At 63.2% G+C, this 25,471-nt stretch carries 19 protein-coding genes; 14 read left to right on the top strand and 5 right to left on the bottom strand.

Going from position 1 to position 25,471, the window contains the following annotated elements; all coding sequences use genetic code 11:
• Nucleotides 1-30: 30 nt before the first annotated feature.
• The 5 genes from ABD884_RS07110 (at nucleotide 31) to ABD884_RS07130 (ending at nucleotide 6,886) form a co-directional block, all read left to right on the top strand.
• Nucleotides 31-4,146, top strand: coding sequence for a Pls/PosA family non-ribosomal peptide synthetase (locus ABD884_RS07110; protein WP_345041337.1), 4,116 nt, complete (start codon nucleotides 31-33; stop codon nucleotides 4,144-4,146).
• A gap of 52 nt (nucleotides 4,147-4,198) precedes the next feature.
• A complete protein-coding gene (locus ABD884_RS07115; protein WP_345041344.1) occupies nucleotides 4,199-4,702 on the top strand; it encodes an HAD domain-containing protein in 504 nt (167 codons plus the stop codon).
• A 163-nt stretch (nucleotides 4,703-4,865) separates the two neighbouring features.
• Nucleotides 4,866-6,080: an inorganic phosphate transporter gene (locus ABD884_RS07120; protein ID WP_345041349.1), complete on the top strand. Its 1,215-nt coding sequence runs from the start codon at nucleotides 4,866-4,868 to the stop codon at nucleotides 6,078-6,080.
• A complete protein-coding gene (locus tag ABD884_RS07125; RefSeq protein WP_345041355.1) occupies nucleotides 6,077-6,298 on the top strand; it encodes a hypothetical protein in 222 nt (73 codons plus the stop codon). Before ABD884_RS07120 ends, ABD884_RS07125 begins: the two co-directional genes overlap by 4 nt.
• A gap of 36 nt (nucleotides 6,299-6,334) precedes the next feature.
• On the top strand, nucleotides 6,335-6,886 hold the full coding sequence (locus ABD884_RS07130) for a dihydrofolate reductase family protein (RefSeq protein WP_345041363.1): 552 nt from the start codon (nucleotides 6,335-6,337) through the stop codon (nucleotides 6,884-6,886).
• A gap of 1 nt (nucleotide 6,887) precedes the next feature.
• Here ABD884_RS07130 and ABD884_RS07135 read toward each other — a convergent pair whose 3' ends face one another.
• Nucleotides 6,888-7,355: a hotdog fold thioesterase gene (locus ABD884_RS07135; RefSeq protein WP_345041375.1), complete on the bottom strand. Its 468-nt coding sequence runs from the start codon at nucleotides 7,353-7,355 to the stop codon at nucleotides 6,888-6,890.
• 181 nt (nucleotides 7,356-7,536) lie between these two features.
• Between ABD884_RS07135 and polA the strand changes: the two genes are divergently transcribed.
• From polA to rpsA, 4 genes are all read left to right on the top strand, one after another.
• Nucleotides 7,537-10,179, top strand: coding sequence for a DNA polymerase I (gene polA, locus ABD884_RS07140; RefSeq protein ID WP_345054664.1), 2,643 nt, complete (start codon nucleotides 7,537-7,539; stop codon nucleotides 10,177-10,179).
• 89 nt (nucleotides 10,180-10,268) lie between these two features.
• Nucleotides 10,269-11,585, top strand: coding sequence for a GNAT family N-acetyltransferase (locus tag ABD884_RS07145; protein WP_345041382.1), 1,317 nt, complete (start codon nucleotides 10,269-10,271; stop codon nucleotides 11,583-11,585).
• A gap of 41 nt (nucleotides 11,586-11,626) precedes the next feature.
• Nucleotides 11,627-12,571, top strand: a complete 945-nt coding sequence (locus tag ABD884_RS07150) for a polysaccharide deacetylase family protein (RefSeq protein ID WP_345041391.1) — start codon at nucleotides 11,627-11,629, stop codon at nucleotides 12,569-12,571.
• Nucleotides 12,572-12,738: 167 nt separating this feature from the next.
• Entirely contained in the window at nucleotides 12,739-14,214 is a 1,476-nt protein-coding gene (gene rpsA, locus ABD884_RS07155; RefSeq protein ID WP_028267366.1) for a 30S ribosomal protein S1, read from the top strand.
• Nucleotides 14,215-14,547: 333 nt separating this feature from the next.
• On the opposite strand, the gene ABD884_RS07160 is transcribed toward rpsA, so the two are convergent.
• The gene (locus tag ABD884_RS07160) at nucleotides 14,548-15,237 is read right to left on the bottom strand and encodes an IMPACT family protein (protein ID WP_345041401.1); all 690 of its coding nucleotides are present in this window, start codon (nucleotides 15,235-15,237) and stop codon (nucleotides 14,548-14,550) included.
• 22 nt (nucleotides 15,238-15,259) lie between these two features.
• On the opposite strand from ABD884_RS07160, the gene coaE reads away from it, so the two are divergent.
• The 4 genes from coaE (at nucleotide 15,260) to ABD884_RS07180 (ending at nucleotide 20,145) form a co-directional block, all read left to right on the top strand.
• On the top strand, nucleotides 15,260-16,480 hold the full coding sequence (gene coaE / locus ABD884_RS07165) for a dephospho-CoA kinase (protein WP_345041411.1): 1,221 nt from the start codon (nucleotides 15,260-15,262) through the stop codon (nucleotides 16,478-16,480).
• Nucleotides 16,481-16,489: 9 nt separating this feature from the next.
• Nucleotides 16,490-16,819 (top strand): hypothetical protein, encoded by a 330-nt coding sequence (locus ABD884_RS07170; RefSeq protein ID WP_345041417.1) that lies wholly within the window; start codon nucleotides 16,490-16,492, stop codon nucleotides 16,817-16,819.
• 29 nt (nucleotides 16,820-16,848) lie between these two features.
• Nucleotides 16,849-18,933 (top strand): excinuclease ABC subunit UvrB, encoded by a 2,085-nt coding sequence (gene uvrB / locus ABD884_RS07175; RefSeq protein WP_345041423.1) that lies wholly within the window; start codon nucleotides 16,849-16,851, stop codon nucleotides 18,931-18,933.
• A gap of 177 nt (nucleotides 18,934-19,110) precedes the next feature.
• The gene (locus tag ABD884_RS07180; RefSeq protein WP_345041429.1) at nucleotides 19,111-20,145 is read left to right on the top strand and encodes a TerC family protein; all 1,035 of its coding nucleotides are present in this window, start codon (nucleotides 19,111-19,113) and stop codon (nucleotides 20,143-20,145) included.
• Between the two features lie 43 nt (nucleotides 20,146-20,188).
• Here ABD884_RS07180 and ABD884_RS07185 read toward each other — a convergent pair whose 3' ends face one another.
• From ABD884_RS07185 to ABD884_RS07195, 3 genes are read right to left on the bottom strand one after another with little or no spacing between them, the layout of a single operon-like run.
• The gene (locus tag ABD884_RS07185; RefSeq protein WP_345041439.1) at nucleotides 20,189-21,541 is read right to left on the bottom strand and encodes an alpha/beta fold hydrolase; all 1,353 of its coding nucleotides are present in this window, start codon (nucleotides 21,539-21,541) and stop codon (nucleotides 20,189-20,191) included.
• A complete protein-coding gene (locus tag ABD884_RS07190; RefSeq protein WP_345041444.1) occupies nucleotides 21,534-22,034 on the bottom strand; it encodes a GNAT family N-acetyltransferase in 501 nt (166 codons plus the stop codon). The genes ABD884_RS07185 and ABD884_RS07190 overlap by 8 nt, the downstream gene beginning before the upstream one ends.
• A gap of 20 nt (nucleotides 22,035-22,054) precedes the next feature.
• Nucleotides 22,055-24,601 carry a DEAD/DEAH box helicase gene (locus ABD884_RS07195; RefSeq protein WP_345041449.1) on the bottom strand — a complete coding sequence of 849 codons (2,547 nt, stop codon included), beginning with the start codon at nucleotides 24,599-24,601 and terminating at the stop codon, nucleotides 22,055-22,057.
• 57 nt (nucleotides 24,602-24,658) lie between these two features.
• Here ABD884_RS07195 and ABD884_RS07200 point away from each other — a divergent pair, with 57 nt between their 5' ends.
• Nucleotides 24,659-25,450 carry a trans-aconitate 2-methyltransferase gene (locus tag ABD884_RS07200; protein ID WP_345041457.1) on the top strand — a complete coding sequence of 264 codons (792 nt, stop codon included), beginning with the start codon at nucleotides 24,659-24,661 and terminating at the stop codon, nucleotides 25,448-25,450.
• Nucleotides 25,451-25,471: the final 21 nt, after the last annotated feature.

The raw sequence follows: 25,471 nt of genomic DNA on the forward strand, positions 1-25,471 counted from the left end.
AGGACACCGAGACTGCATTGGGAGCGAAGCGTGGGAAGACATGTGGACCAGGGCAGGACCCCCAGCAAAGCGCCCACAAGCGCCAGGCTCAAGGCACACCCCAGGGACAGGACCTTGGTGCTGGTAGGCGCAGAGCGGGGCACCTCCTCCACCCCGAGGGGTGCCGAAGAGCGCCTTGAGGAGCTCTTCGAAGAACGATGCGACCGGCAGCAAGCCGAAGGCCGCCGTGGCCATCCCGCCGTGGACACAGCGGATGGACCGCTGAGATATGAAGAAATCGACGTCCGGGCGAACCGGCTCGCCCGCTTCCTCCTGGCCCACGGGGTCAGCCCGGGCGACAGAATCGCACTGCTCTTTGACGACGCGGTGCGGTCCTACATCTGCATGCTGGCCGTCCTCAAGGCCCATGCCGTCTACGTGCCCCTCGACCCGGCGTTTCCGTCGGACAGAATTTCCTATATTGTCGCCGACTCCGACGTAGCCATGGTCCTCACGGAATCCCGCCTCGCGGACACTCTCCTGCCTGATGCTGCGGCTCGCGCGATGTACCTGGACAAAGCGGACCGGGAAATTTCAGCGTTCGCCCCGTCCCGCTTGGACTGGCCCGCGCCTACTAGCTCGGCCGACGGCCTTGCCTACATCATTTACACCTCGGGCTCCACCGGAAGACCAAAGGGGGTAGCCATATCCCACGCGAGCATCTGCCACTTCGTGAGGGTCGCCGCCGACACCTACGGCTACAACGCAGATGACCGGGTTTACCAGGGCATGACCACGGCATTCGATTTCTCGGTGGAGGAGATCTGGGTGCCTTGGATGGTGGGGGCCACCTTGGTCCCAAGGCCGCCCGGGAACAACCTTCTCGGCGCGGATCTTGCGGAGTTCATCAGCGCCCGGAACATCACGGCACTCTGCTGCGTACCCACCCTGCTCGCCACCCTTGACGACGAGGTGCCCGGTCTTCGGTTCCTCCTCGTCTCCGGCGAGGCATGTCCCGCCGACCTGGTGGTCCGTTGGCACAGGCCCGGGCGGCGCTTCTTGAATGTCTACGGGCCTACCGAAGCGACCGTGACAGCCACCTGGGGCACGGCGGAGCCCGGCAGGCCCGTGACCCTGGGCAAACCTTTGCCCGGCTATTCGGCAGTCATCCTGGACCCCGTCGAGGACCGTGCACTGCCTCACGGGGAGCTGGGCGAAATCGGACTGGCCGGCATCGGGCTCGCCCAGGGCTACATCAACCGGCCCGAACTCACCGAAAAGGCCTTCATTCCCGATTTCCTCGGCTTGGAGGACAACCCCTCCCACCGCATCTACCGCACCGGCGATCTTGGCAGGTTCAACGAGCGCGATGAGATCGAATACCACGGCCGGACTGACACGCAGGTAAAGGTCCGAGGCTACCGGGTCGAGCTCAGCGAGATCGAGAACGTGCTTTTGCAGATGCCGGGCATGGGGGTGGCCGTCGTCAAGACCTGGGAACCCGAGCCGGGCATGACGGAACTTGTTGCCTACTACACGATGTACGAAGGCGCAGCAAGAGTGGAGGGAATCGAAATCCGGACGTGGCTGGGCGAAAGACTCCCGGCGTACATGGTGCCGGGCTATTTCCAGTACCTCCGGAGCATGCCGGTGATGGTCAGCGGGAAGGTGGATCGCAAAAAGCTTCCGAATCCCAGCGGTCCACGCGCAATCAGTACAGACTTCGCCGACACGAGCCCGGCAACGGCTACGGAGCAGATCCTCGCCCCGGCCTTGGCTGCGGCCCTACAGCTCACGTCAGTCTCCGCCACGGCCAACTTCTTCAACGACCTCGGCGCAAACTCCCTGCTGATGGCGCATTTCTGCGCGAACGTCCGCAAGGAAGCACATTCCCCGTCCGTCTCGATGCGCGATGTCTATGCCCATCCGACCATCGCTGCTTTGGCGGCCGCCCTGGACGCCAATGAAACGAGGTTGTCCCCAGCCCGCGCCGACGACGGCTCGGAAGCCGCGGCGGTGCCCTTCCTCCGTGTCGGGACAGGCCAGTACGTCTTGTGTGGGGCCTTGCAGGCAATCGCCGCGCTGGCCTACGCCTACGTGGCGGTCCTCATTCCTTTCGCCGGCCAACAATGGATTGCGGCGTCCCGGCAGCCCATCGACCTCGTGGCGCGCTCGGCCGGCGTCGGCTCACTGGCGTTCCTCGTACTGGCCATCCTGCCCGTCGGGCTGAAGTGGGTCCTCATCGGCCGTTGGAAGGCCCGAGAGTTCCCCGTCTGGTCCCTGAGCTACTTCCGCTTTTGGTTCGTGAAGACCGTCATTAACACGAGCCCCATCCGCATGTTTGTCGGGACACCGGTCTTCCCCTTGTACCTGAAGGCATTGGGGGCCAAGATCGGCCCCCGGGTCACGGTCCTCTCCTCAAAGATTCCGGCCTGCACCGATTTGCTGACGGTGGGCGCGGACACGGTCATCAGGAAGGACTCCACGTTCAACTGCTACCGGGCCCACGCCGGCCGGATCCAGACGGGGTCCGTGACCCTGGGGCGCAACGTTCTGATCGGCGAGCAGTCCGTGCTGGACATCGATACAGTCATGGGCGACGACGCCCAACTGGGACACAGCTCGTCACTGCACCGATTCCAAAGCGTTCCCCCTGGCTCCATCTGGAACGGCTCGCCGGCCCAGCCCGCTGGCACAGGCTTCCGCCGTGCGGGGCAGGCCAACAGCGGAACGCGCCGTCGGGTTAGCTTCAGCTTCTGGACGGTCGTCATCCACATGGTGGTGTCATCCGCCGCACTCGCGGCTCTCGACGTCGTACTCGCCTCGCTCCCTTCGGGCGATACAGACCCGACCCGGCTCAGCTTCTGGGCGACGCTCCTGTTGCTCTCGTTCATCGTTCTCTTCGGCAGCATCGTCACCGCCTTCGTCCTTGCAGCCACCGTTCCCAGGCTGCTGGCGCTCGTGCTCGTCCCTGGCAAGGACTACCCGCTCTATGGCGCCCGCTTCGGACTTTTCCGCACCATGCAGCGGCTGACCAACCTCAAGGAACTCCTTAAACTGACCGGCGACAGCTCCATGATCGTGCACTACTTGAAGCTCTTGGGCTACAAACAACCGAACATGGTGCAGACCGGCTCCAACTTCGGTGTCGGGCTCAAGCATGACAGCCCCACCATGATTACTGTCGGCACCGGCACCATGGTCTCGGACGGTCTCTCCATCATCAACGCCGACTACTCGGACACGGCGTTCCGGCTCTCGCCTGCCGCCATCGGGACCAAGAGCTTCTTTGGTAACAACATTGCCTATCCCGCCGGGGCTGCCGTGGGCGACAACTGCCTGATCGGGACCAAGACGATGGTGCCGCTGGAGGGTCCGCTGCGCCAAGGGGTCGGCCTCCTGGGGGCGCCGCCGTTTGAAATCCCGCGGACCGTGGACCGCGACAGCACCTTTGATCGGTTCAGGACAGCCGATGAACTGCGGCGCCGCCTCCCGGCAAAGAACCGGCACAACGCCGTGACAGTGGCCCTCTATCTCCTTGCCCGCTGGGTCGAGCTGTACGTGATCCTCCTCGCGGCGTGGGCAACGCAGACCCTGTTGCCCAACGCAGGGGGCATCGGCGCCTTGGCGGGGCTGGGGGCCATGATCGTGACCACGAGCGTTCTGACAATCCTCGTGGAGCGGGCATCCCTGGGCTTCGGAAGACTTGCCCCCGTGCTCTGCTCGATCTACGAAGTACCCTTCTGGCGGCATGAACGATTCTGGAAGCTCAGTGCCGGGGGAGTCGTGCAGATGTTCAATGGGACACCGTTCAAACCGGTGATCTGGCGACTGCTGGGGGTCCGCATGGGCAAGAAGGTCTTCGACGACGGCTGTGGGATTCCCGAAAGGACTCTCGTCACCATCGGAGACCACTGCACCCTCAATGCCAACTCCGTCGTGCAGTGCCATTCCATGGAGGATGGCGCGTTCAAGCTGGATGCGATCTCTGTCGGCACCGGGTGCACCCTGGGGGTGGGCGCATTCATCCATTACGGCACCACCATGCACGATGGCTCGGAACTCGAAGCCGACTCGTTCCTCATGAAGGGCGAGGACGTCCCGGCAGGGGGTATCTTCGGCGGCAATCCTGCGCGCGAATTGACCCGGCAAGCCGTACTGCGCTGACACCAGCGTTTGCCTTACGCTGGCCTTGTTGGCACGTCCGGGAGGGGGCTGCATGACAACCGTGAGGGTGTCGCTGTACCTCGATGTCGACGGCGTCGTGAATCCTTTCGGTCCCATGGGCTTCACGGATTGGGGTACTGAGTGGAAGATCGCTGACGCCGGAATATTGGAGGTGGTGTATGCGGCCGAATTGGTTGAAGGGCTCAACCAGCTCGCCGTCCACCCCGCAGCGAGGTTCGTCTGGCTGACCACGTGGCAGCGGCTGGCCCCGGAGTTCCTGTGCCCGGCAATCGGCCTCCATGGTGAGCATTGGCCGGTGCTGACCAGCGACGGCTGGGACATGAGTGCCGATTGGTGGAAGCTGGATGTTTTGCAGAGGGACGTCCAAGAGTCCGGAGTCGATCGCATCGTATGGATGGATGACCAGCTGGCCCATGAAGCCGCGGCCCGATCCTGGGTCGAATTCCTCGGCAGCCGTGTGCTTTGGATCTCACCAGACCCGCGGCGGGGCCTCTCCCGGAGCGAGATAGCGGCGGTTCGACAATTCCTGGGATAAATTCGGTGTTTGGCCATGCCGTCATTGGCACGTAGGATTCATAAGGTTTCAGACCGCCCTATTGAATTCCGCCAGTGAAGTCATATGAACATTTGCTGAACTGTGCACGGCGGGCCCGGGGGAGTGGAACTGCGCATCGTCGACTCTGCAGATTGGGCACTAGGTGGGAATCACCTTCATGGTCGCGCTTGTTATAGCGCTGGCCTTATTTTTTGACTTCACCAACGGGTTCCACGACACGGCGAACGCCATGGCCACTCCAATCGCAACGGGGGCCATCAAGCCCAAGACGGCTGTTGCCCTGGCCGCGGTCCTCAACCTCGTAGGCGCGTTCTTGTCGACCGAAGTGGCGAGGACCATTTCCGGAGGCCTTATCCGTGAAGGCACGGACGGTATCCACATCACCCCCGAGATCATCTTCGCCGGACTGATGGGAGCCGTCCTGTGGAACATGTTTACTTGGCTCAAGGGGCTGCCGTCGAGTTCTTCCCACGCGCTTTTCGGCGGCCTGATAGGTGCGGCGATCGTTGGCATCGGCTTCCATGCCGTCAACTTCGATACCGTGCTCCAGAAGGTCATTCTTCCGGCCGTCTTCTCCCCGCTGCTCGCCGGTGCCGTGGCCTATCTGTGTACCAAACTGGCCTACGCCCTGACGTCCCGGCACGACCCCGAAACCGGTGACAAGCTGGCCCAGAAGCGCGGCGGATTCCGCACCGGCCAGATCTTCACCTCCAGTCTTGTAGCCTTGGCCCACGGCACCAACGACGCTCAAAAGACCATGGGGATCATCACCCTCGTCCTGATCGCCGCCGGAACCCAGCCCGCCGGCAGCGGCCCGCAGCTCTGGGTCATCGGTGCCTGCGCACTCGCCATCGCCATCGGAACCTACGCTGGCGGCTGGCGCATCATCCGGACCATGGGCTCCGGGCTGACCGACGTCAAGCCGGCCCAAGGTTTTTCTGCGGAGGCCAGCACCGCCTCGGCGATCCTTGCGTCTTCCCATCTCGGCTTCGCGCTGTCCACCACGCAGGTGGCCTCCGGTTCGGTCATCGGCTCGGGACTCGGACGTAAAGGCACGACGGTCCGCTGGGGAACAGCGGGTCGTATCGCCACTGGCTGGCTCTTCACCCTCCCCGCCGCCGCCATCGTGGGCGGCCTGACCGCTTTCCTCATCGGAACCGGCTCCGTCGGCGTGGCGATCGCCGCGATCGTGGGCACCGGCGTCGTCGTCTACATGTTCATTTACTCGAGGAAGTCGCACGTGGGCCACCACAACGCGGTGGAAGTCGAGGAGGCCGGCACTGCCGTCCGCTTCCGCAAGAAGCAGACTGTTAAACAAAGTCTGGGCAAGAGCAAAAGTAAGGACATCCAGGCATGAAGTGGTTGGAACTGGTGCAGGTCGCCGGGGCGACCCTGGTGGCGGCAGTGGTATTGGTAGTGCTGTACTCGCTCGGTGTTCGCCTCACTGCCATCGCGGGCGACGCCCGGCAGAAGTCACCGGGCCTGGTCCGGTCCTTTGCCTATCTTTGTTTCATAGCGTGCGGAATCGCGGTGCTTTTCGGGATCTATCTGATCGTCCCGTACTTCACGAAGTAGCTGGGAACCCCGCGGCCGAATGAGTAGGGTGGGGCCATGTCGGAATTCCAGTACTACGTGGCATCCTCGCTTGACGGATTCATCGCCACCCATGAGGACGATCTCGGCTGGCTGCTCCAGTTCGAAGAAGCCGAAGGCGTCACCGAAAGTTACGAAGACTTCATGACGGGCATCGGCTGCGTTGTCATGGGCGGCCAGACGTACCGCTGGCTCATGGAACATGAAGCCGGCACGTGGCCCTACCCCGGTATCCCCTGTTGGATCTTCACCCACCGCGAATATTCCGCGCCCGCGGGAGCGGATGTCACGTTCGTGCGTGGTGAGGTCGAGGAGTTTGCATCGGACCTGCTTTCCGACGCCGGCGAGAAGAACGTATGGCTGGTTGGCGGTGGAAACCTCGTCGCCCAGTTCGCCAAGGCGGGACTGTTGGACGAGATGATCGTCACCCTGATCCCCGTCGCGCTGGGTTCCGGCAAGCGTCTCCTGCCAGTCGAGAGCCCGACGGCGTCGCTTGAGTTGCTCTCGTGCCGCACCCTTGGCGGCGCGGCAGTGGAGCTGCGGTATAGGTTCCCCGGACGGGCTCGTTGAGTCAGTGGCGCTGATTCTCCCGGATCATGTTGGTGATCCGGGCCGTCGACAAGCGGCGCCCGTGCTCGTCGGTCATGACGATTTCGTGGGTGGCGAGCGTCCCGCCCAAGTGGATGGCTGTGCATGTGCCGGTGACCAGGCCGCTTGCTACCGAACGGTGGTGGGTTGCACCCACCTCGATCCCCACCACGTGGCGTCCGGCTCCCGCATGCAAGGCCGCTGCGAAGGAGCCCAAGGTTTCGGCGAGGACCACATGGGCTCCGCCGTGGAGGATGCCGGCAACTTGGGTGTTGCCTTCCACCGGCATGGTGGCAACGGTCCGTTCCGGGCCCAGTTCAAGGAATGTGATGCCCATCTTCGCCACGAGCGAGCCCACGCCATAGCGCGAAAGCCAACCATGTAACTCCTGCGGAACGCCGGCTGCATTGAGCTCGTCAGTGAATGGGCCCGGCGTGAAATTGTCCATCATGGCAACTAGGCTGGCACCTGTGAGCGAAACAACCAAACCGGACTCGGTTCCAACTGAAACGCCAGTGTCAACTGGAACAGCAACATCGACTACCACCGCAACGACACCAGACCCTTCAGGAACCATCGCAGGCACGACGGCGGGTAGCCGCCCCCGGCTTCTGGTCCTCGATGGGCACTCCATGGCATTCCGGGCGTTCTATGCCTTGCCTGCAGAGAATTTCGCCACGTCCTCGGGACAGCACACCAACGCCGTGCACGGATTCACCTCGATGCTGATCAACCTCATCAAGGACCAGAAACCCACCCACGTGGCGGTCGCCTTCGACGTCTCGGATGACACCACCTTCCGCAAGGCCGAATACAGCGAATACAAGGGTGGTCGCAATGAAACCCCGGCCGAATTCCGTGGACAGATAGATCTCATCGACCAGGTCATGGCGGCTTGGGGCATCAAGACCATCAAGATGCCCGGCTACGAGGCGGACGATATCCTGGCCACCCTCGCCGCCCGGGGCGAGTCCGCAGGTTACGAAGTCCTCTTGGTTTCGGGAGACCGGGACGCCTTCCAGCTGATCACGGACAATGTGTTCGTGCTGTACCCGAAGCAGGGTGTTTCCAACATCCCGCGCATGGACGCGGCGGCCATCGAAGAAAAGTACTTCGTTCCGCCGTCGCGCTACTCCGACCTCGCCGCGCTCGTGGGGGAGTCGGCGGACAATCTCCCGGGCGTCCCAGGCGTCGGTCCCAAGACCGCTGCCAAGTGGATCAATCTTTACGGCGGCCTGGACGGGATCCTGGAAAACCTGGATTCGATCGGCGGCAAAGTCGGCGGTGCGCTCAAAGAAAACCTCGATGCCGTCAAACGCAACCGTCGCCTCAACCAGCTGCTGAGCAACCTTGAGCTCCCGGTGACACTCGCCGAACTGGAAGAACCGCGTCCCAACCGCCAAGAGGTCGAGGCCCTGTTCGATACCCTTGAGTTCAGGACGCTCCGTGCCCGGCTGTTCGCGCTGTATGGCGATGACACCGCCGGAGCGCCCCCGGAAACCATCGAAGCGCCCGCCTATGCGGTCCTGGACGAAGCCGGCGCCTTGGAAGCCTTTTTCGCTGCCGGTGCGGGGAGCCGAGCGGCAGTCGCAGTGCAGTTGGTTCCGGGGCGGATTGGCGACGACGCCGCTGCCGTTGCCGTGGTGCGGTCCAACGGAGCCGCCTACATTGACCTTTCAAGCTTGGACGCGGCGGCGGATGCCGTCCTGGCCAAGTGGCTGCGGGACCCCGAAGAAGCCAAGGTCATGCACGAATTCAAGTCCGCGCTGAAGGCCCTGCACTACCGGGGTCTTGGCCTGGAAGGCGTGGTGGATGACACTTCCATCTCGGGCTACCTGATCCAGCCGGATCGCCGCAGCTACGAACTGGCCGAACTCGCCCAGCACCATTTGCGGATCACTCTCGCCACGGCAGCTACGCAAAGTGGCCAACTGGAGCTTGAGCTCGGTGACGGGCCGGACGGGGCCGCGGCTGCCGCGCTCGTCCAGGAGGCCGCCGTCGTGCACGCACTGAGCAAGCACTTCGAAAGCGAGCTGGCCGAACGCAAGGCCGAAGCCCTCCTGACCACGCTGGAGCTGCCTGTCGCGCGGGTTCTGGCCCAGATGGAACTTGCGGGTATCGCCATCTCGCTGGACCGCCTGAACGAACAGCTGGCGGACCTCTCCAAGGTGATCGACAACGCGCAGGAGCAGGCGTTCGCCGCGATCGGCCACGAAGTCAACCTAGGCTCGCCCAAGCAACTGCAGACCGTCCTCTTCGAGGAACTTGGCTTGCCGAAGACAAAGAAGATCAAGTCCGGCTACACCACAGACGCTGCCTCGTTGAAGGCCCTCCTGGAGAAGACCGGCCACGAGTTCCTGGTCCAGCTCATGGCCCACCGTGAATCTTCCAAGCTGGCGCAGATGTTGGAGACGCTCAAGAAATCAGTGGCCGAGGATGGCCGCATCCACACCACGTACGCACAAAACGTCGCGGCCACAGGGCGTATTTCCTCGAACAATCCCAACCTGCAGAACATCCCCGTGCGTAGTGAGGAAGGCAAGCGCGTCCGGGGGATCTTCGTGGTCAGCGAAGGCTATGAATGCCTGTTGTCCGCTGACTACTCGCAGATCGAAATGCGTATCATGGCGCATCTCTCCGGAGACCAGGGGCTTATCCAGGCCTACAAGGAGGGCGAGGACCTGCACCGCTATGTGGGCTCGCACATCTTCAATGTGGCTCCGGAAGACGTCACCAGTGCCATGCGTTCCAAGGTCAAGGCCATGTCGTATGGACTGGCCTACGGGCTGACCTCGTTTGGCCTGTCGAAGCAACTGGAAATCTCGGTCGACGAAGCCAGGACCCTCATGAAGGACTACTTCGACCGCTTCGGCGCAGTGCGCGACTACCTGCGCGGCGTGGTCGAGCAAGCCAGGATCGATGGCTACACCTCCACGATCGAAGGCCGGCGCCGGTATCTTCCGGACCTGACCAGCACGGACCGCCAACACCGGGAGATCGCCGAACGCATTGCGTTGAACTCGCCGATCCAGGGTTCGGCTGCGGATCTCATGAAGCGGGCGATGCTCGGAGTTTCAGCAGAGTTGACCAGCCAGGGGCTCACATCGCGGATCCTGTTGCAGGTCCATGACGAACTCGTGCTCGAGGTAGCCCACGGCGAACGCGAAGCGGTCGAAAAGCTCGTGGCCGAACAAATGGGGTCGGCGGCCCAGCTGACGGTGCCCCTGGATGTGCAGCTCGGGGTCGGCTCCAGTTGGTACGAAGCCGGGCACTAGCCGGAGGCCCGTGCAGGATTTGACCGGCCGGCACGGGGCACGCCGCCACTATGGTGGCGTGCTCCGTGCGGTCTGGCTAGGCTCGGGACGTGGCTGATCCCAAGGAAACAAAAGAAAAATATACTGTTAGGCGCTTTCGTTCCGTCGACAAGGAGAACCCGGACTACGGACAAGCACGTGATTGGCTCCGGGCCGTCGGCTTTGGATTCCACGAGGAGCAACGAAGCGATGACCTTATCGACAAAATCCTCGCAATGTACCAAGCGGACAACCGCGAGCTGACGGGCGTTTACGTCAACGACGAACCTCCATTGCATGCGCTCAGCCCGGGATTTCCGGTGGCGACCTTTGGAACGTTGGAAAACAAGCTCAACGTTGGCTTCGGCCAGGAACTGCGGACACGCCAGATCACCGCCGTCACCGTCCGCGGCACGCACCGGCGCCACGGCATCCTGCGGGGGATGATGACCGCCGATCTTGCCGACGCCAGGGACGATGGCTTGGCCATGGCGGCACTGACGGCTTCCGAGGGATCCATCTACGGCCGTTTTGGATTTGGTGTCGCCACCTTTGAGCGGAGCATCAAGGTGGATACCGGTCCAAGATTCCGCGTTCGTCACGAGCCCGTTGGCCGGGTGGAAATCGCGGATCCCAAGGTCCTGCTCGAACTGGCGCCCGGGATTTTCGACGGCGTTCACCGGCGCACTCCCGGGTCGATCGTGCGCCAGGACTCCTACCGCCACCACGTGTCGGGAGCCATGACGCGCGACGGCAGCGAGGACAAAGCGATCAAATGTGCCCTCCACTATGCGCCGGACGGCACCATTGACGGCTACGTGTCCTACAAGTTCGCCGGCTGGGACTCGAAGCCGTACACCGTGGAAATCGTGGACCTCATCGCTGCCACCGATTCCGGGTATTTGGAACTGTGGCAGTTCCTGGGCAGCATCGACCTCGTTGACCAGGTCTCCTGGGTTGATGCGCCCGTCGAAGATCCGCTCGCGTGGTCCCTTGTGGACGGTCGTTGCGTCGCGTCGTCGGACTACCGCGACATGTTGTGGTTGCGTGTCCTGGACGTCCCTGCGGCTTTGTCAGCCCGCCGCTACGGCACCGACGGGCGTTTGGTCTTGAAAATCCGGGATGCGCTCGGCTTTGCCGACGGTACGTGGGAATTGGCGTCCGACGGCAGTGTGGTCACCGTCAGGGACGCCAGTGGCGGGAGCCAGGATGTGCGCCCGGATCTGAGCATGGACGTCACGGATCTGGGGTCTGTCTATTTGGGCGCCGTGAGTCCGGTAACCTTGGCTTCGGCAGGACGGATCCGGGAGCACACGCCGGGCGCAACAGTGACTGCCCAGCACATGTTTGCCGTTGAACGTCCAGCCCACTGCCTGACCCACTTCTAGGCAAAACCCACACGCAGGACCTACAACAGAAGAAGGATTCCATGGGGGAATTCGCGCCGGGTGGACCGTCCACCGGCCAATCAGTGCTGCCTCGCCGGAGGTCGTTGCTGGCCGTGGCCGCAGGACTTGCGGCGACGGCCCTGGCTGCTTGCGGGGAACCGCAAGCAGCCAGGGCTCGTCCGGCCCAGGCTTCGACGCCGGCCCAGGCTTCGACGCCGGTCCTGGAGGATGTCAGCCAACGTCCGGTGGTGCCCGAAACGCGTCCGGCAGTCCCGTCAAAAGCGCAGCTTGTGACCGAATTCTCCGGGCGCAAACCCGTCGAATGGGGGCTTGATGTCACTGGAGTGGTTTCGAAAACAGCGTCCACACACGCGGTCTTGACGTTCGATGCCTGTGGTGGCCCCCACGGCTCGGACTGCGATCAACGCTTGCTCCAGACCCTGCGCAAGCTCAATGTCCCCGCCACGTTGTTCCTCAACGGGCGCTGGATCAAGGCCAATCCCGGGCTGGCTGCCGATCTCGCGGCTGATCCATTGTTCGAATTGGGCAATCACGGCTTCCAGCATCGGCCGCTATCGGTCAGTGGGCGTTCCGCTTACGGCATCGCGGGCACGTCCACCGTGGGCGAGGTGTATGACGAAATCATGGGAAACCAAGAGGTTATGGAGCAACTTTGCGGGAAAGTCCCCCGCTTCTTCAGGGCGGGAACCGCCTACTATGACGATGTCGCGGCCGCGATCACCCGCGCTCTGCAACTTGTTCCTGTGAGCTTCACCGTGAACGGCGACGGCGGTGCGACCTTCCCGGCCCCCACGGTGGCGGCGGAGGTGGGAAAAATCGGCGTAGGACAGGGCGCAGGCCAGATCGTGATCTCGCATTTCAACCAACCTGCCGGTGGAACCGCCGAGGGGTATGCGCGTGCCTTGCCGGGCTTGCTGGACCGCGGTGTGACGTTCGCGCGGCTCGGTGACACGCTGACGCTTTGACCCTCCTCAAGGCGAACGACTAGAATGAACGGGCGCATGCTAGGTGCGCGCAAATTTACAATCCACAATTCAGGATGACCCGGCATGTTGCCGTGTCCTGCGGACCGGCGACGGAAAGCGGGCGGTTTGCCTGACCGATACTCTATCCACAACGGAGCCCCTACTACATGACCATCACCTCCACCGAGAAGCCCGGTACCCCCGTAGTCGCGATCAACGACATCGGTACCGCTGAGGACTTCCTCGCAGCTGTCGACGCCACCATCAAGTACTTCAACGATGGAGACCTCGTCGAAGGTATCGTCGTCAAGGTCGACCGCGACGAAGTTCTGCTCGACATCGGTTACAAGACCGAAGGTGTCATCCCTTCCCGTGAGCTTTCCATCAAGCACGACGTTGACCCCGGGGACGTCGTCTCCGTTGGCGATCAGGTCGAAGCCCTGGTGCTTACCAAGGAAGACAAAGAAGGCCGTCTGATCCTCTCCAAGAAGCGTGCTCAGTACGAGCGTGCCTGGGGCGACATCGAAAAGGTCAAGGAAGAAGACGGTGTTGTCACCGGTACCGTCATCGAGGTTGTCAAGGGTGGTCTTATCCTCGACATCGGTCTGCGCGGCTTCCTGCCCGCATCCCTCGTCGAGATGCGCCGTGTCCGTGACCTCGCTCCGTACATCGGTCAGCAGATCGAAGCCAAGATCATCGAGCTGGACAAGAACCGCAATAACGTTGTTCTTTCCCGCCGCGCATGGCTCGAGCAGACCCAGTCCGAGGTTCGCTCCACGTTCCTCAACAAGCTGGAAAAGGGCCAGGTTCGTCCCGGCGTCGTTTCCTCCATCGTCAACTTCGGTGCATTCGTGGACCTGGGCGGCGTAGACGGTCTGGTTCACGTTTCCGAGCTGTCTTGGAAGCACATCGACCACCCGTCCGAGGTTGTCGAGGTTGGCCAGGAAGTCACCGTCGAGGTTCTCGAAGTGGATCTGGACCGCGAGCGCGTGTCCCTGTCCCTCAAGGCTACGCAGGAAGACCCGTGGCAGACCTTCGCCCGCACCCACGCCCTCGGCCAGGTTGTCCCGGGTAAGGTCACCAAGCTGGTTCCGTTCGGTGCGTTCGTTCGCGTCGAAGACGGCATCGAAGGCCTCGTGCACATCTCCGAGCTGGCTGTCCGCCACGTTGAGCTTGCTGAGCAGGTCGTCTCCGTTGGTGACGAGCTCTTCGTCAAGGTCATCGACATCGACCTCGAGCGCCGCCGCATCTCCCTCTCCCTCAAGCAGGCTAATGAGGGCGTTGACGCTGACAGCACCGAGTTCGACCCGGCTCTGTACGGCATGGCCGCTGAGTACGACGAAGAGGGCAACTACAAGTACCCCGAGGGCTTCGACCCCGAGTCGAACGAATGGCTCGAGGGCTACGAGACGCAGCGCGCCGCTTGGGAGCAGCAGTACGCTGATGCCCAGGCACGCTGGGAGGCTCACAAGAAGCAGGTTACGCAGCACGCTGCTGACGACGCCGCTGCTGCCGCTTCCGGCGAGAGCGACTCGGGCACCACCAGCTACTCCTCCGAGCCGGCTGCTACCGAGTCCAACGCGGGCACCCTGGCATCCGACGAGGCCCTCGCCGCTCTGCGCGAGAAGCTGACCGGCAACTAACTTGCCACGGGCCCGGGTCACCGGGCTTGAATGAAAGCGGCTCCCGCGATTCAGATACGGATCGCGGGAGCCACTTTCTTTAACTGCTGAAACTGCTGATTCCTTCGTGCACGTTCGCTCTTGCCCAGCCCTCCACGGGACATGCCCAGCCTTCGCACCAAGGACTGGGCATATAAGTATTATGTCCAGCGGTAACGATCAGCGGAGGGCATGCTCGGTGTTCTTTTGCCCAGCCCTCCACGGGACATGCCCAGCCTTCGCACCAAGGACTGGGCATATGAGTATTATGTCCAGCGCTAACGATCAGCGGAGGGCATGTCCCTCGGTGGAGGCCTAGCCGGGGACGTCTACCCATTCCGTTCCTTGCAACCGGAGTCCGGCGGTGCCTCCGGTCATGGACGCGAGCCGCTCACCGGCGTCGGCGATTACTTGTGGATCATCGGGCAGTGCCAGGCGGAGGATCGTCTCCGCGGGCTCGTAGCTGGTTTCAGCCATGACGAAGCCAGCTGAGCGCAGATCGTTCTCCAGCCTTCCGGCAGCTTGGTGGGGCACGGCGATCTCGCAGATCCGCAGGCGCCGCCGTCTAACGAGGGGAGCGGAGTCCAACGCCGCCGAGACCGACTCGGAGTACGCGCGGACCAGTCCGCCGGCGCCCAGGAGGATCCCGCCGAAATAGCGCACGACGACGGCACTCGCGTCGCTGAGATCAGCCACCCCGGGCAGGGTCTCGCGTTTGAGGAGTGCTTCGAGCATGGGGATCCCCGCCGTTCCGGAAGGCTCGCCGTCGTCGTTGGAGCGCTGGATGACGCGGTCCGGACCGAGCACGAAAGCGGAGCAGTGGTGCCGGGCATCATGGAATTCCTTGCGCAACTCTGCCACGAGGGCGCGCGCGGCGGCCTCGTCGGAGGCACGGCGCAGCACGGTGATGAAGCGCGAACGCTTGATCTCAATTTCGTGGCGGAAATCGACTCCGAGCGCCAAGGTCGTGTACGCGGTCGCCCTGCTGTCTTCCTGTTCTGCCACCGGACCAGTCTAGTGTGGAGGGGTGCTGAAGATTGGACTCACCGGCGGGATCGCCTCCGGCAAATCGCTTGTTTCCACCCGGTTGAGGGAGCTGGGTGCCGTCTTGATCGACGCCGACGCTCTTGCCCGGGAGGTAGTGGAACCGGGCACCCCGGGCCTGGCCCGCGTCATGGCTGAGTTTGGCCAGGACATCGTCGACGCCGGTGGCCGCCTCGACCGGGCACGCCTCGGAACGATCGTGTTCGCCGAGCCGGATCGTCGCGAGGCGCTCAACGCGATCGTCCACCCCCTCGTCAGGGAACGGGCAGCCGCGATGCTTGCCACGGCAAAACCCGGAGACGTCGTGGTCCAGGACATTCCCCTCTTGGTCGAAACCGGACAGGGCAGCGCCTTCCATCTGGTGTTGGTGGTGGATGCGCCGGACGCGGAGCGCATCCGGCGCATGACGGAGATCCGAGGCATGACGGACAACGACGCTGTGTCCAGGATGGCCGCCCAAGCGAGCAGGCAAGAGCGGTTGGTTGCAGCGGACATCGTGTTGGACAACTCCGGAAGTGTCGAGGACATGATGGGGCTCGTGGACACCCTGTGGAAAGAACGCTTGGCGCCGTTTGCCAGCAATCTCGCAGCAGGCAGAGCGGCACCACGAACCGGCGCGCCCGCGCTGTCCCCGCCCAACCCCGACTGGCCGGTCCAGGCCGGGCGTTTGCTTGCGCGGATCCGGCGGGCGTCTGCGGAAGTGCTGGACGCGGACCATATCGGCTCGACAGCGGTACCCGGGCTTCCGGCCAAAGACGTCATCGACCTGCAAGTCACTGTGTCCTCGATGGAAGCCGCGGACCGGATAGCGCCGGCCTTGGGTGAAGCCGGATTCCCGTTGCGGGAAGCTTCCGCCCGCGACACACCCAAACCGCTGGACCCGGATCCCGCGGCATGGCAAAAGCGATTCCATTCCAGCGCGGATCCCGGACGGCCCGTCAACGTCCATGTCCGGGTAGTTGGAAGCCCTGGTTGGCGCTACGCCTTGTTGTTCCGGGACTGGCTCCGGGCGAACCCCGATGCCGCAAGAATGTATGCCGAGATGAAAAGGGGGCTTGCCGGGACGTACGCCGGCGACCATCGCACCGTGGGGTATGCGGATGCCAAGGAACCATGGTTTACCCAGGTAGCCTGGCCGCTCATGGATGCCTGGGCCGCGAGCAGCGGGTGGCGGCCGCCGTCGTACTCCGTGGCGCAAAGCTAGGGGGCAGGCATGATCGGGAGACGCAGAATCACGCCGCATCTTGAGGGACAGCGGCTCGGCGGTATCCGCGCGCTGGCCTGGGCCGGCGTCGTTCTCATGGCCGGAGCCGCGCTGCTCTGGTTCCTGGCCGGCGGTCGCGGGGAATTCGTCGCCGGAATGCAAACGGCGACGTGGCGGGTTCTGGTACCGGCGGCCGCCTTCTGGCTGGCTTGGGTCCTGTGGCTCGTGGCCGGGGTGTGGTTCGCCATCAAGATGTTCCGCTCTATCATGGGGCGTCTGGACGACAGTTGGACACGGCCTGGCGGAGGTGGCGGTCCAGCGGGAAAACGCGGACAGTAACTGTCCGCGGGCGGGGGTACATTGGATTCATGAGCCTTGCCCAGGAGATCAACCGTATTGTCGCGCCCTTCGAGGTCATCAGCGAATTCCAGCCCGCAGGTGACCAGCCGGCCGCTATCGCGGAACTGACGGAACGCATCAACAATGGCGAAAAAGACGTGGTGCTGCTCGGAGCCACCGGTACGGGCAAGAGTGCCACCACCGCCTGGCTGATCGAACAGGTCCAGCGGCCCACCTTGGTGATGGTCCAGAACAAAACCCTGGCCGCGCAGCTCGCCAACGAATTCCGGGAACTGCTCCCCAACAACGCGGTGGAGTACTTCGTTTCCTACTACGACTACTACCAGCCCGAAGCCTACGTTCCCCAGACGGACACCTTCATCGAGAAGGACTCCTCCGTGAATGAGGAGGTGGAACGCCTGAGGCACTCGGCAACCAACGCGCTGCTGACCCGCCGGGATGTCATCGTGGTCGCCACCGTCTCCTGCATCTACGGCCTCGGCACCCCGGAGGAGTACATTGCCGGGATGGTCACCCTCACCAAGGGCGCCGAAATGAACAGGGACGACCTGTTGCGCAGGTTTGTCGCCATGCAATACACGCGCAATGACATGGATTTCCACCGCGGGACGTTCCGGGTCCGCGGAGACACCGTGGAAATCATCCCCATGTACGAAGAGCTGGCCCTGCGCATTGAGTTCTTCGGCGATGAGATCGAGAACATCTACACTCTGCATCCGGTCACGGGAGATGTCATCCGTGAGGAAACCGAGATGTACATCTTCCCCGCCTCGCACTATGTCGCGGGGCCGGAACGCATGTCCCGCGCCATCACGGCCATCGAAGCAGAACTCGCTGAGCGGCTCAAAGTCCTGGAAGGCCAGAACAAACTGGTGGAGGCCCAGCGTTTGCGCATGCGTACCACGTACGATCTCGAGATGATGCAGCAAATGGGTTTCTGCAACGGGATCGAGAACTACTCACGCCACATCGATGGGCGCGGCTCAGGCACCGCCCCGCACTGCCTCATCGATTACTTCCCGGACGACTTCCTGCTGGTCATCGACGAATCCCACGTCACGGTTCCGCAGATCGGCGCCATGTACGAAGGCGACATGTCGCGCAAGCGCACGCTTGTGGACCACGGCTTCCGGCTTCCCTCCGCCATGGACAACAGGCCGCTTAAATGGGATGAATTCCTGGAACGGGTCGGCCAGACCGTCTATCTTTCCGCCACCCCGGGCAAGTACGAGCTTGGCAAGGCGGACGGTTTTGTCCAGCAGATCATCCGCCCCACCGGACTGATCGATCCTGAAGTCGTCGTCAAGCCGACGAAGGGCCAGATCGACGACCTTCTTGGCGAGATCCGGACCCGTGTGGAGCGCGACGAACGCGTGCTGGTCACCACGCTGACCAAGCGTATGGCCGAGGACCTCACCGACTACCTGCTGGGCCACGGGGTCAAGGTCCAATACCTGCACTCCGATGTCGACACCCTCCGGCGCGTGGAACTGCTCCGCGAACTCCGCATGGGTAGCTTCGACGTCTTGGTGGGCATCAACCTGCTCCGTGAGGGCCTCGACCTGCCCGAAGTGTCACTTGTCAGCATCCTGGACGCCGACAAGGAAGGCTTCCTGCGCTCGGCCACCTCCCTGATCCAGACCATCGGCCGTGCCGCACGTAACGTGTCCGGCCAGGTCCACATGTACGCCGACCGGATCACGGACTCCATGGCCAAGGCCATCGAGGAAACCAACCGCCGTCGGGAGATTCAGGTCAAGTACAACGCGGACAACGGCGTCGATCCCCAACCGTTGCGCAAGAAGATCGCAGACATCACCGATCAGCTCGCCCGCGAGGACGCTGACACGCGTGAGCTGCTGGCAACGTCGGGCAAGAATGCTCGCGGAAAGGGCAAGGGGGCCACCACTGTCCGGAAGGATGGCTTGGCCGCGGCACCGGCCGAAGACCTCGTGGGACTGATCGAACAGCTGACCGAGCAGATGCATGCGGCTGCCGCCGAACTGCAGTTTGAGATCGCCGCGAGGATCCGTGACGAGGTCGGCGACCTCAAGCGTGAGCTCCGCCAGATGCAATCCGCCGGGCACGCTTAGGGTAAAGTTGAGCCTACGTAGGGGAGTATCCCAAGCGCTACGTCCGTCAACACGCCAGGCATAGATGCCTCGCCGGGCCTAGCGGATCGCTGTGTGAGCTGATTGCCGGGAGGCATGGAGACACAGGCAGGTCGGAGAGACTTACGCCGTTTCGGCGTACCTGCGAAAGGCTTGTAGATGGAACTCCCCGTTTGGTTTGAGGTCGGCTCATTTGCTGTCCTCGGAATCATCCTCCTGGTCGACCTCCTGTTGGTGATCAAGCGCCCGCATGAACCTTCCATGAAGGAAGCAGGCCTCTGGGTCGCTTTCTACGTCACCCTCGCTTTAGTGTTCGCCGGAGCGATGTTCGCTTTTGCCGGGCCGGAGCATGGCAGCCAGTTCATCGCCGGTTGGGTGACGGAATACAGCTTGAGTATTGACAATCTCTTTGTCTTCATCATCATCATGGCGCGCTTCTCGGTGCCCCGGAAGTATCAGCAGGAAGTGCTGATGGTGGGTATCATCATCGCGTTGGTCCTGCGCGGTATCTTCATTGCTGTTGGCGCGGTGGTCATTGAGCAGTTCAGCTGGGTCTTCTACATCTTCGGCGCTTTCCTGCTGTGGACGGCGTGGAAGCAGGCCAGGGACGACGGCGAGGACGAGGAAGACACTTCCGAAAATCCACTCGTCGCCCGCCTGCGCAAGCTGGTACCGATGTCCGAGAAGTTCGACGGCGGCAAACTGCGCACCACGGTTGACGGCAAGAAGCTCTTCACTCCCATGCTGATCGTCTTCGTGACCATCGGCATGACGGACCTTCTGTTTGCGGTGGATTCCATTCCGGCCATCTTCGGACTGACACAAAGTGCCTTCATCGTCTTCACTGCCAACATCTTCGCCCTGATGGGCCTGCGCCAGCTGTACTTCCTGCTGGGCGGCCTCATGAACCGCTTGATCTACCTCAAGCACGCATTGTCAGTGATCCTTGCGTTCATCGGCGTCAAGCTGGTACTGCATGCCATGCACGTCAACGAACTGCCCTTCATCAATGGTGGCCGGCATATTGAATGGGCGCCGGAGATCCCCACCTATGTTTCCCTGGCAGTCATCGTCGGCACCATCGTGGTGGCGGTTCTTGCGAGCCTCATGAGTCCGGCCGCCAACAAGTCCAAGCTGGACGCCCGGCTCGAGGAAGATTCCCGCAAGAGCATAAACAAGGTGTCCGGCCACTGACGATTGAACACCGCTGAACCCCGGCCACAGTCGTGGCCGGGGTTCAGTTGGTACCGCGAACCATTCCCAGGAGACGGTTGAAGATCCCTTCTCCGTCTTCGCCGATCCCGTCGTGGTGGAAGTCTGCCGTGGTCCAGGCCTGCAGCCCGCGCACGGCGGCGGCGGTCTCCATGGACAGCTGGAAGTCCACATAGATGTCGTTGCGATACACCGCAGCCGCCACGGGCACCGTGTTCGCGTTCAGCCTGGCCACGTCGTAGAGGGGCTTCCAGTCCTGTTTGGCTGCCAGCAGTTCAGCCACTTCCCGCAAGGAAACCAAAGCCGGGTCCTGTTCGAAATACCAGGGATAGACCATTTCGCCCGTCAGGAGCGGCTCTTCGGCCCTGGGCTGGAACTCAGGGAACTCCGCAAGTACGCGCCACGCCGCCCAATCCGTAGCTTGCTGCTGGCCGTAGATGGCCTCGTGCAGGACCGCGTACAGGGGATTCGACGCCCGGGAAACGAGCCCGTGCACCTGTTCCAGAAATGCATCGGAGAGGCGCTCCCCGTCCCGGGACGGCACAAAGGCATCCTCCAGGAGGGTGTGCAGGGCATCAACGCGGGTGTTCCCGCCCAGGAACGATCCCACCATTTGGAAGCGTTCGGTGGTGAGACGTTCTCCGCTGGGCAGCCGTTCCTGGGTGGCTTCCAGATGCCGGGAAATCCGGGTGACCAGTTCGCGGTCCTCCGGATACCACGCGAAGTATTCCGCGTTACGTTCGGCAACCCGCTGGAAGGTAGCCCGGTAGACGCGCTCGGCGGGACCGTCCAATGGCGCGAGCCCTCCCGTGATGAGTACTTCGCTCAACCCTTCCGGCGCGAACGAGAGGTAGCTCAGTGCGCAGAAACCGCCGAAGCTCTGACCAAGGACGGTCCACGGCTCCGAGCCCAGGGCGTTACGGATGAGCTCGGCGTCGGCCACGATCGAGTCTGCCCGGAAATGCGTGAGGTAACGCGCCTGGGCCTCCGCATCGCCTTGGATCGGCAGCGAGGTGCGGTCCGCTGGCGTGGAGAGGCCGGTGCCCCGTTGGTCCAGCATCAGGATGCGGAAGCTCCTTGCGGCAGCCTTCATCCAGCCGGACAAGGACGTGGTCCGCGTTCCGCGTCCGCCTGGGCCGCCCTGGAGGTAGAGCAACCATGGCAGCCGGCTCGCGTCTTCAGCAGTGTGCTCAGCGGAAACGAACTCCCGGGCAAAGACGGTGATGGTTTCCCGAGTGCCGTTCCCGGCGTCCTCCGGCCGCGTGGAAGGCCAATGGTCGAGGGGGACCGTGAAGAAGTGCTCGGCAGTCCGGACACCCCGGAACTCGTGATGTGCCCGGATGGTGTGTGCGGCCTGCTCAACCACGGGCTCAGCCACGCGCCATGACCCTGTCATCGCTGCCGAAGGCACCCAGGGCTTCGCCGGTCAGCCGGAACGTGGTCCAGCCGTCCATGGGCACGGCACCCAGGCTGCGGTAGAAGTTGATAGACGGTTCATTCCAGTCCAGGACACTCCATTCCACCCTGGCATAGCCGCGTTCGACGGCGGTGGCGGCCAGATGCTGCAGAAGCGCCTTCCCGTGGCCCTCGCCGCGTGCGTGGGGCGAGACGTAGAGGTCCTCGAGGTAGATGCCGTGGACGCCTTCCCACGTGGAGTAGTTCAGGAACCACAAGGCGAATCCCTGGACGTCCCCGGCCGCGTTTTCCGCAATGTTCGCGTATACCCGAGGACTTTCGCCGAACAAGGCCGCGGTCAGCAGTTCCGGAGTGTTCTTGACGGCGTCGGGCTCTTTTTCGTAGATCGCGAGTTCGTGGATCATCTGCAGGATCGCGGGGACATCGGACACTGTGGCAGGGCGGATAACACTCATGATTCGAGCTTACTAGGCGCCTAGAGGCGGTTGACTGCGGTCACTTTGACCACGGCGGTGCCGGTCTCGTCGGAAGCTGCCAAGTCCACGTCGGCGGAAACGCCCCAGTCATGGTTGCAGGCAGGGTCGTCGAAAATCTGCCGCACCCGCCAGACGCCGGGCTCCTCGGTGATCATGAGGAGCCCGGGGCCCCGGGCGTCGGGGCCGGTTCCGATGTCGTCGTGTTCGTCGAAGTAGTCGTCCAAAGCGTCTTCCCAGCGCTCCGAGTCCCAGCCGCTGCCGGCGTCGAGCTCGCCCAAGGCGTCGGCGTCTTCGTCGGCGAACAGTTCGACGCGCCGGAACATTTCGTTGCGGACCATGACCCTGAAGGCGCGGATGTTGGACGTGAGCGACGGCGGCGGGGGAGGCGGAGCGTCGTGCGGCGTCGGAGCGACCCCGGAGGTGAGCTCTTCCCACTCGTCGAGCAGGCTGGAGTCGACTTGGCGGACCAGTTCGCCCAGCCACGCAACGAGGTCTTCGAGGTCTTCCCGGAGGGCGTCCTGCGGGACCGTCTGGCGCAGGGCCTTGAAGCCGTCCGCCAAGTACCGCAGCACGATCCCTTCGGAGCGGGCCAGTCCGTAGAACTGGACGAACTCGCCGAAATTCATGGCACGCTCATACATGTCGCGGACCACCGACTTGGGTGCCAACTCAAAGTCGCCCACCCAGGGAGCTGCCTTGCGGTACACCTCGAACGCTTCGCCCAGGATTTCCGCCAGGGGCTGCGGGTAGCTGACCTCTTCAAGCATCGCCATGCGCTGGTCGTAGTCAATGCCATCGGCCTTCATTGCGGCGACGGCCTCTCCGCGTGCCTTCTTCTGCTGCGCAGAGAGGATCTGACGGGGCTTTTCGAGGGTTGCTTCGATCACAGACACGACGTCCAGAGCGTACGACGGCGACTCCGGATCCAGGAGTTCGAGCGCGGCAAGCGCAAACGGCGAAAGCGGCTGGTTCAGGGCGAAGTTGGCTTGCAGGTGAACTGTCAGCCGGACGGAACGGCCTTCTGCTTCCTGCTCGGCCTCGGGAATGCGTTCAACCACTCCTGCTGCCAACAGCTCGCGGTAGATACCCAGGGCCTTCTTCATGAGCTGCAGTTGGGCCGGGCGCGACTCGTGGTTTTCGGTGAGGAGGCGGCGGGCAGCGGCAAACGGGTCGCCGGGGCGCTCCATCAGGTTGAGCAGCATTGCATGCGTCACGGTGAAACTCGACGTCAGCGGTTCCGGCACTGACTCGACCAAACGCTTGAAGGTGGGCTCCCCCCAGGAGACGAAGCCTTCCGGAGGTTTCTTCCGTACGACTTGCCGTAGTTTCTTCTGGTCATCGCCGAACTTCGCGGTGGCCTTGGCCATCGCCTTCGCGTTCTCCACTACGTGTTCGGGAGCCTGCACCACAACAGTTCCGGCAGTGTCATAGCCTGCGCGGCCCGCGCGGCCGGCGATCTGATGGAATTCCCGCGAATTGAGGAGGCGGGTGCGGACGCCGTCGTACTTGCTCAGTGCCGTCAACAGGACAGTGCGGATGGGAACGTTGATTCCGACCCCGAGCGTGTCGGTACCGCAAATGACCTTCAGGAGGCCCGCCTGTGCCAGTTGCTCCACGAGGCGGCGGTATTTGGGCAGCATGCCGGCGTGATGGACGCCGATGCCGTGCCGGACCAACCGGTTCAGGGTCTTGCCGAAGCCTGCCGCAAAGCGGAAACCGGCAATGAGCTCGGCAATCTTGTCCTTCTCCTCGCGGGTGCACATGTTGACGCTCATGAGGTTCTGGGCCCGCTCAATGGCCTCGACCTGGCTGAAATGCACCACGTACACAGGTACCTGCTTGGTGCTCAGCAGTTCCTCGAGGGTTTCGTGGACCGGCGTCTGCTGGAAGTAGTAGTGCAGCGGGATGGGCCGTTCGGCCGAACTGACAGTGGTGGTGGACCGCCCGGTGAGTTCGCTCAGACCGGCTTCGAAGCGGCTGACATCTCCCAAGGTGGCCGACATCAGCAGGAACTGGGCCTGGGGGAGTTCCAGGAGCGGGACCTGCCACGCCCAACCGCGCTGGGGATCGGAGTAGAAGTGGAACTCGTCCATGATGACCGTCCCGAGCTCTGCTTCCTTGCCTTCGCGCAGGGCGGTATTGGCGAGGATTTCGGCGGTGCAGCAGATAATCGGTGCATCCTGGTTGACCCCGGAATCACCTGTGATCATGCCCACGTTCTCCGCCCCGAAGATCTCGCAGAGGGCGAAGAACTTCTCCGAGACCAGGGCCTTGATGGGGGCCGTGTAGTAGCTGCGCACGCCTCGGGACATCGCTTCGAAGTGCGCGGCAATGGCTACCAGGGACTTCCCGGATCCGGTAGGTGTGGCGAGGATGACGTTGGCGCCGGAGGCGAGTTCCATGATGGCCTCGTCCTGGGCAGGGTAGAGCTGCAGGCCGCGGCTCTCCGTCCACTCGACAAAGCGGGTGTAGATTTCGTCCGGGTCAAGGTTTCCGCCGCCTGATCCGGCATGGGAAGTTCCGGGAAGCTGCTCAAGAAGTTTCATTGCCTCCCAGCTTAGTGTGGGTGGAGCAGACCACGGAGCAGAGCATGGAGATCAGCGATGGAGACAACAGTGAAGTGGGATCCCGCCAAGTACATCGAGTTCGGCAATCATCGGGACCGGCCGTTTTTTGACCTGACGCCGAGGATCCTGACGGAAGACCCTCGGCGCGTCGTGGATCTAGGCTGCGGTCCGGGGAACCTGACGGCGACCCTTGCGACGCGATGGCCGGGCGCCGTCGTCGTCGGGCTGGACTCCTCAGCGGAAATGCTGGCCAAAGCCGAACCCCTCGCTGCCGACCGACCGGGTCTTTCATTCGTCCACGCGGACATTGCCGGGTGGACGCCGGAAGCGGACACCGACGTCGTCGTCAGCAACGCCGCACTGCAATGGGTCCCAGGCCACCTGACCATGCTCGCAGGGTGGCTGGAGGCGCTGAAACCCGGCGCCTGGTTCGCGCTACAGGTCCCCGGAAATTTCGGCGCGCCTTCCCACGCGCTCATGCGGCAACTCGCGGGTTCGCCGGAATGGTCAGGGAGGCTGTCCGGTGTGCTGCGCCATGATGACGCCGTCGGGGAACCCGGTGATTACCTGAGGATCATGCTCGACGCCGGATGCGAGGCCGACGCGTGGGAAACCACCTACCAGCAACTGCTGCCGGGGGCCGATCCTGTGTTGCACTGGGTGCGGGGGACTGGTCTCCGTCCGGTGCTCGCAGCCCTCCCCGAGGACGAAGCAGCCGATTTCGAAAACCAGTATGCGGCCATGTTGCGGGAAGCCTACCCCGCTGGCCGGCATGGGACGGTTTTTCCCTTCCGGCGGGTTTTCGCGGTAGCCCAAAAGCGTGGTTGAGCGCGCACGGCTCCTGCGGGC

The organism is Arthrobacter methylotrophus, from assembly GCF_039539965.1.
Lineage (GTDB): Bacteria > Actinomycetota > Actinomycetes > Actinomycetales > Micrococcaceae > Arthrobacter > Arthrobacter methylotrophus.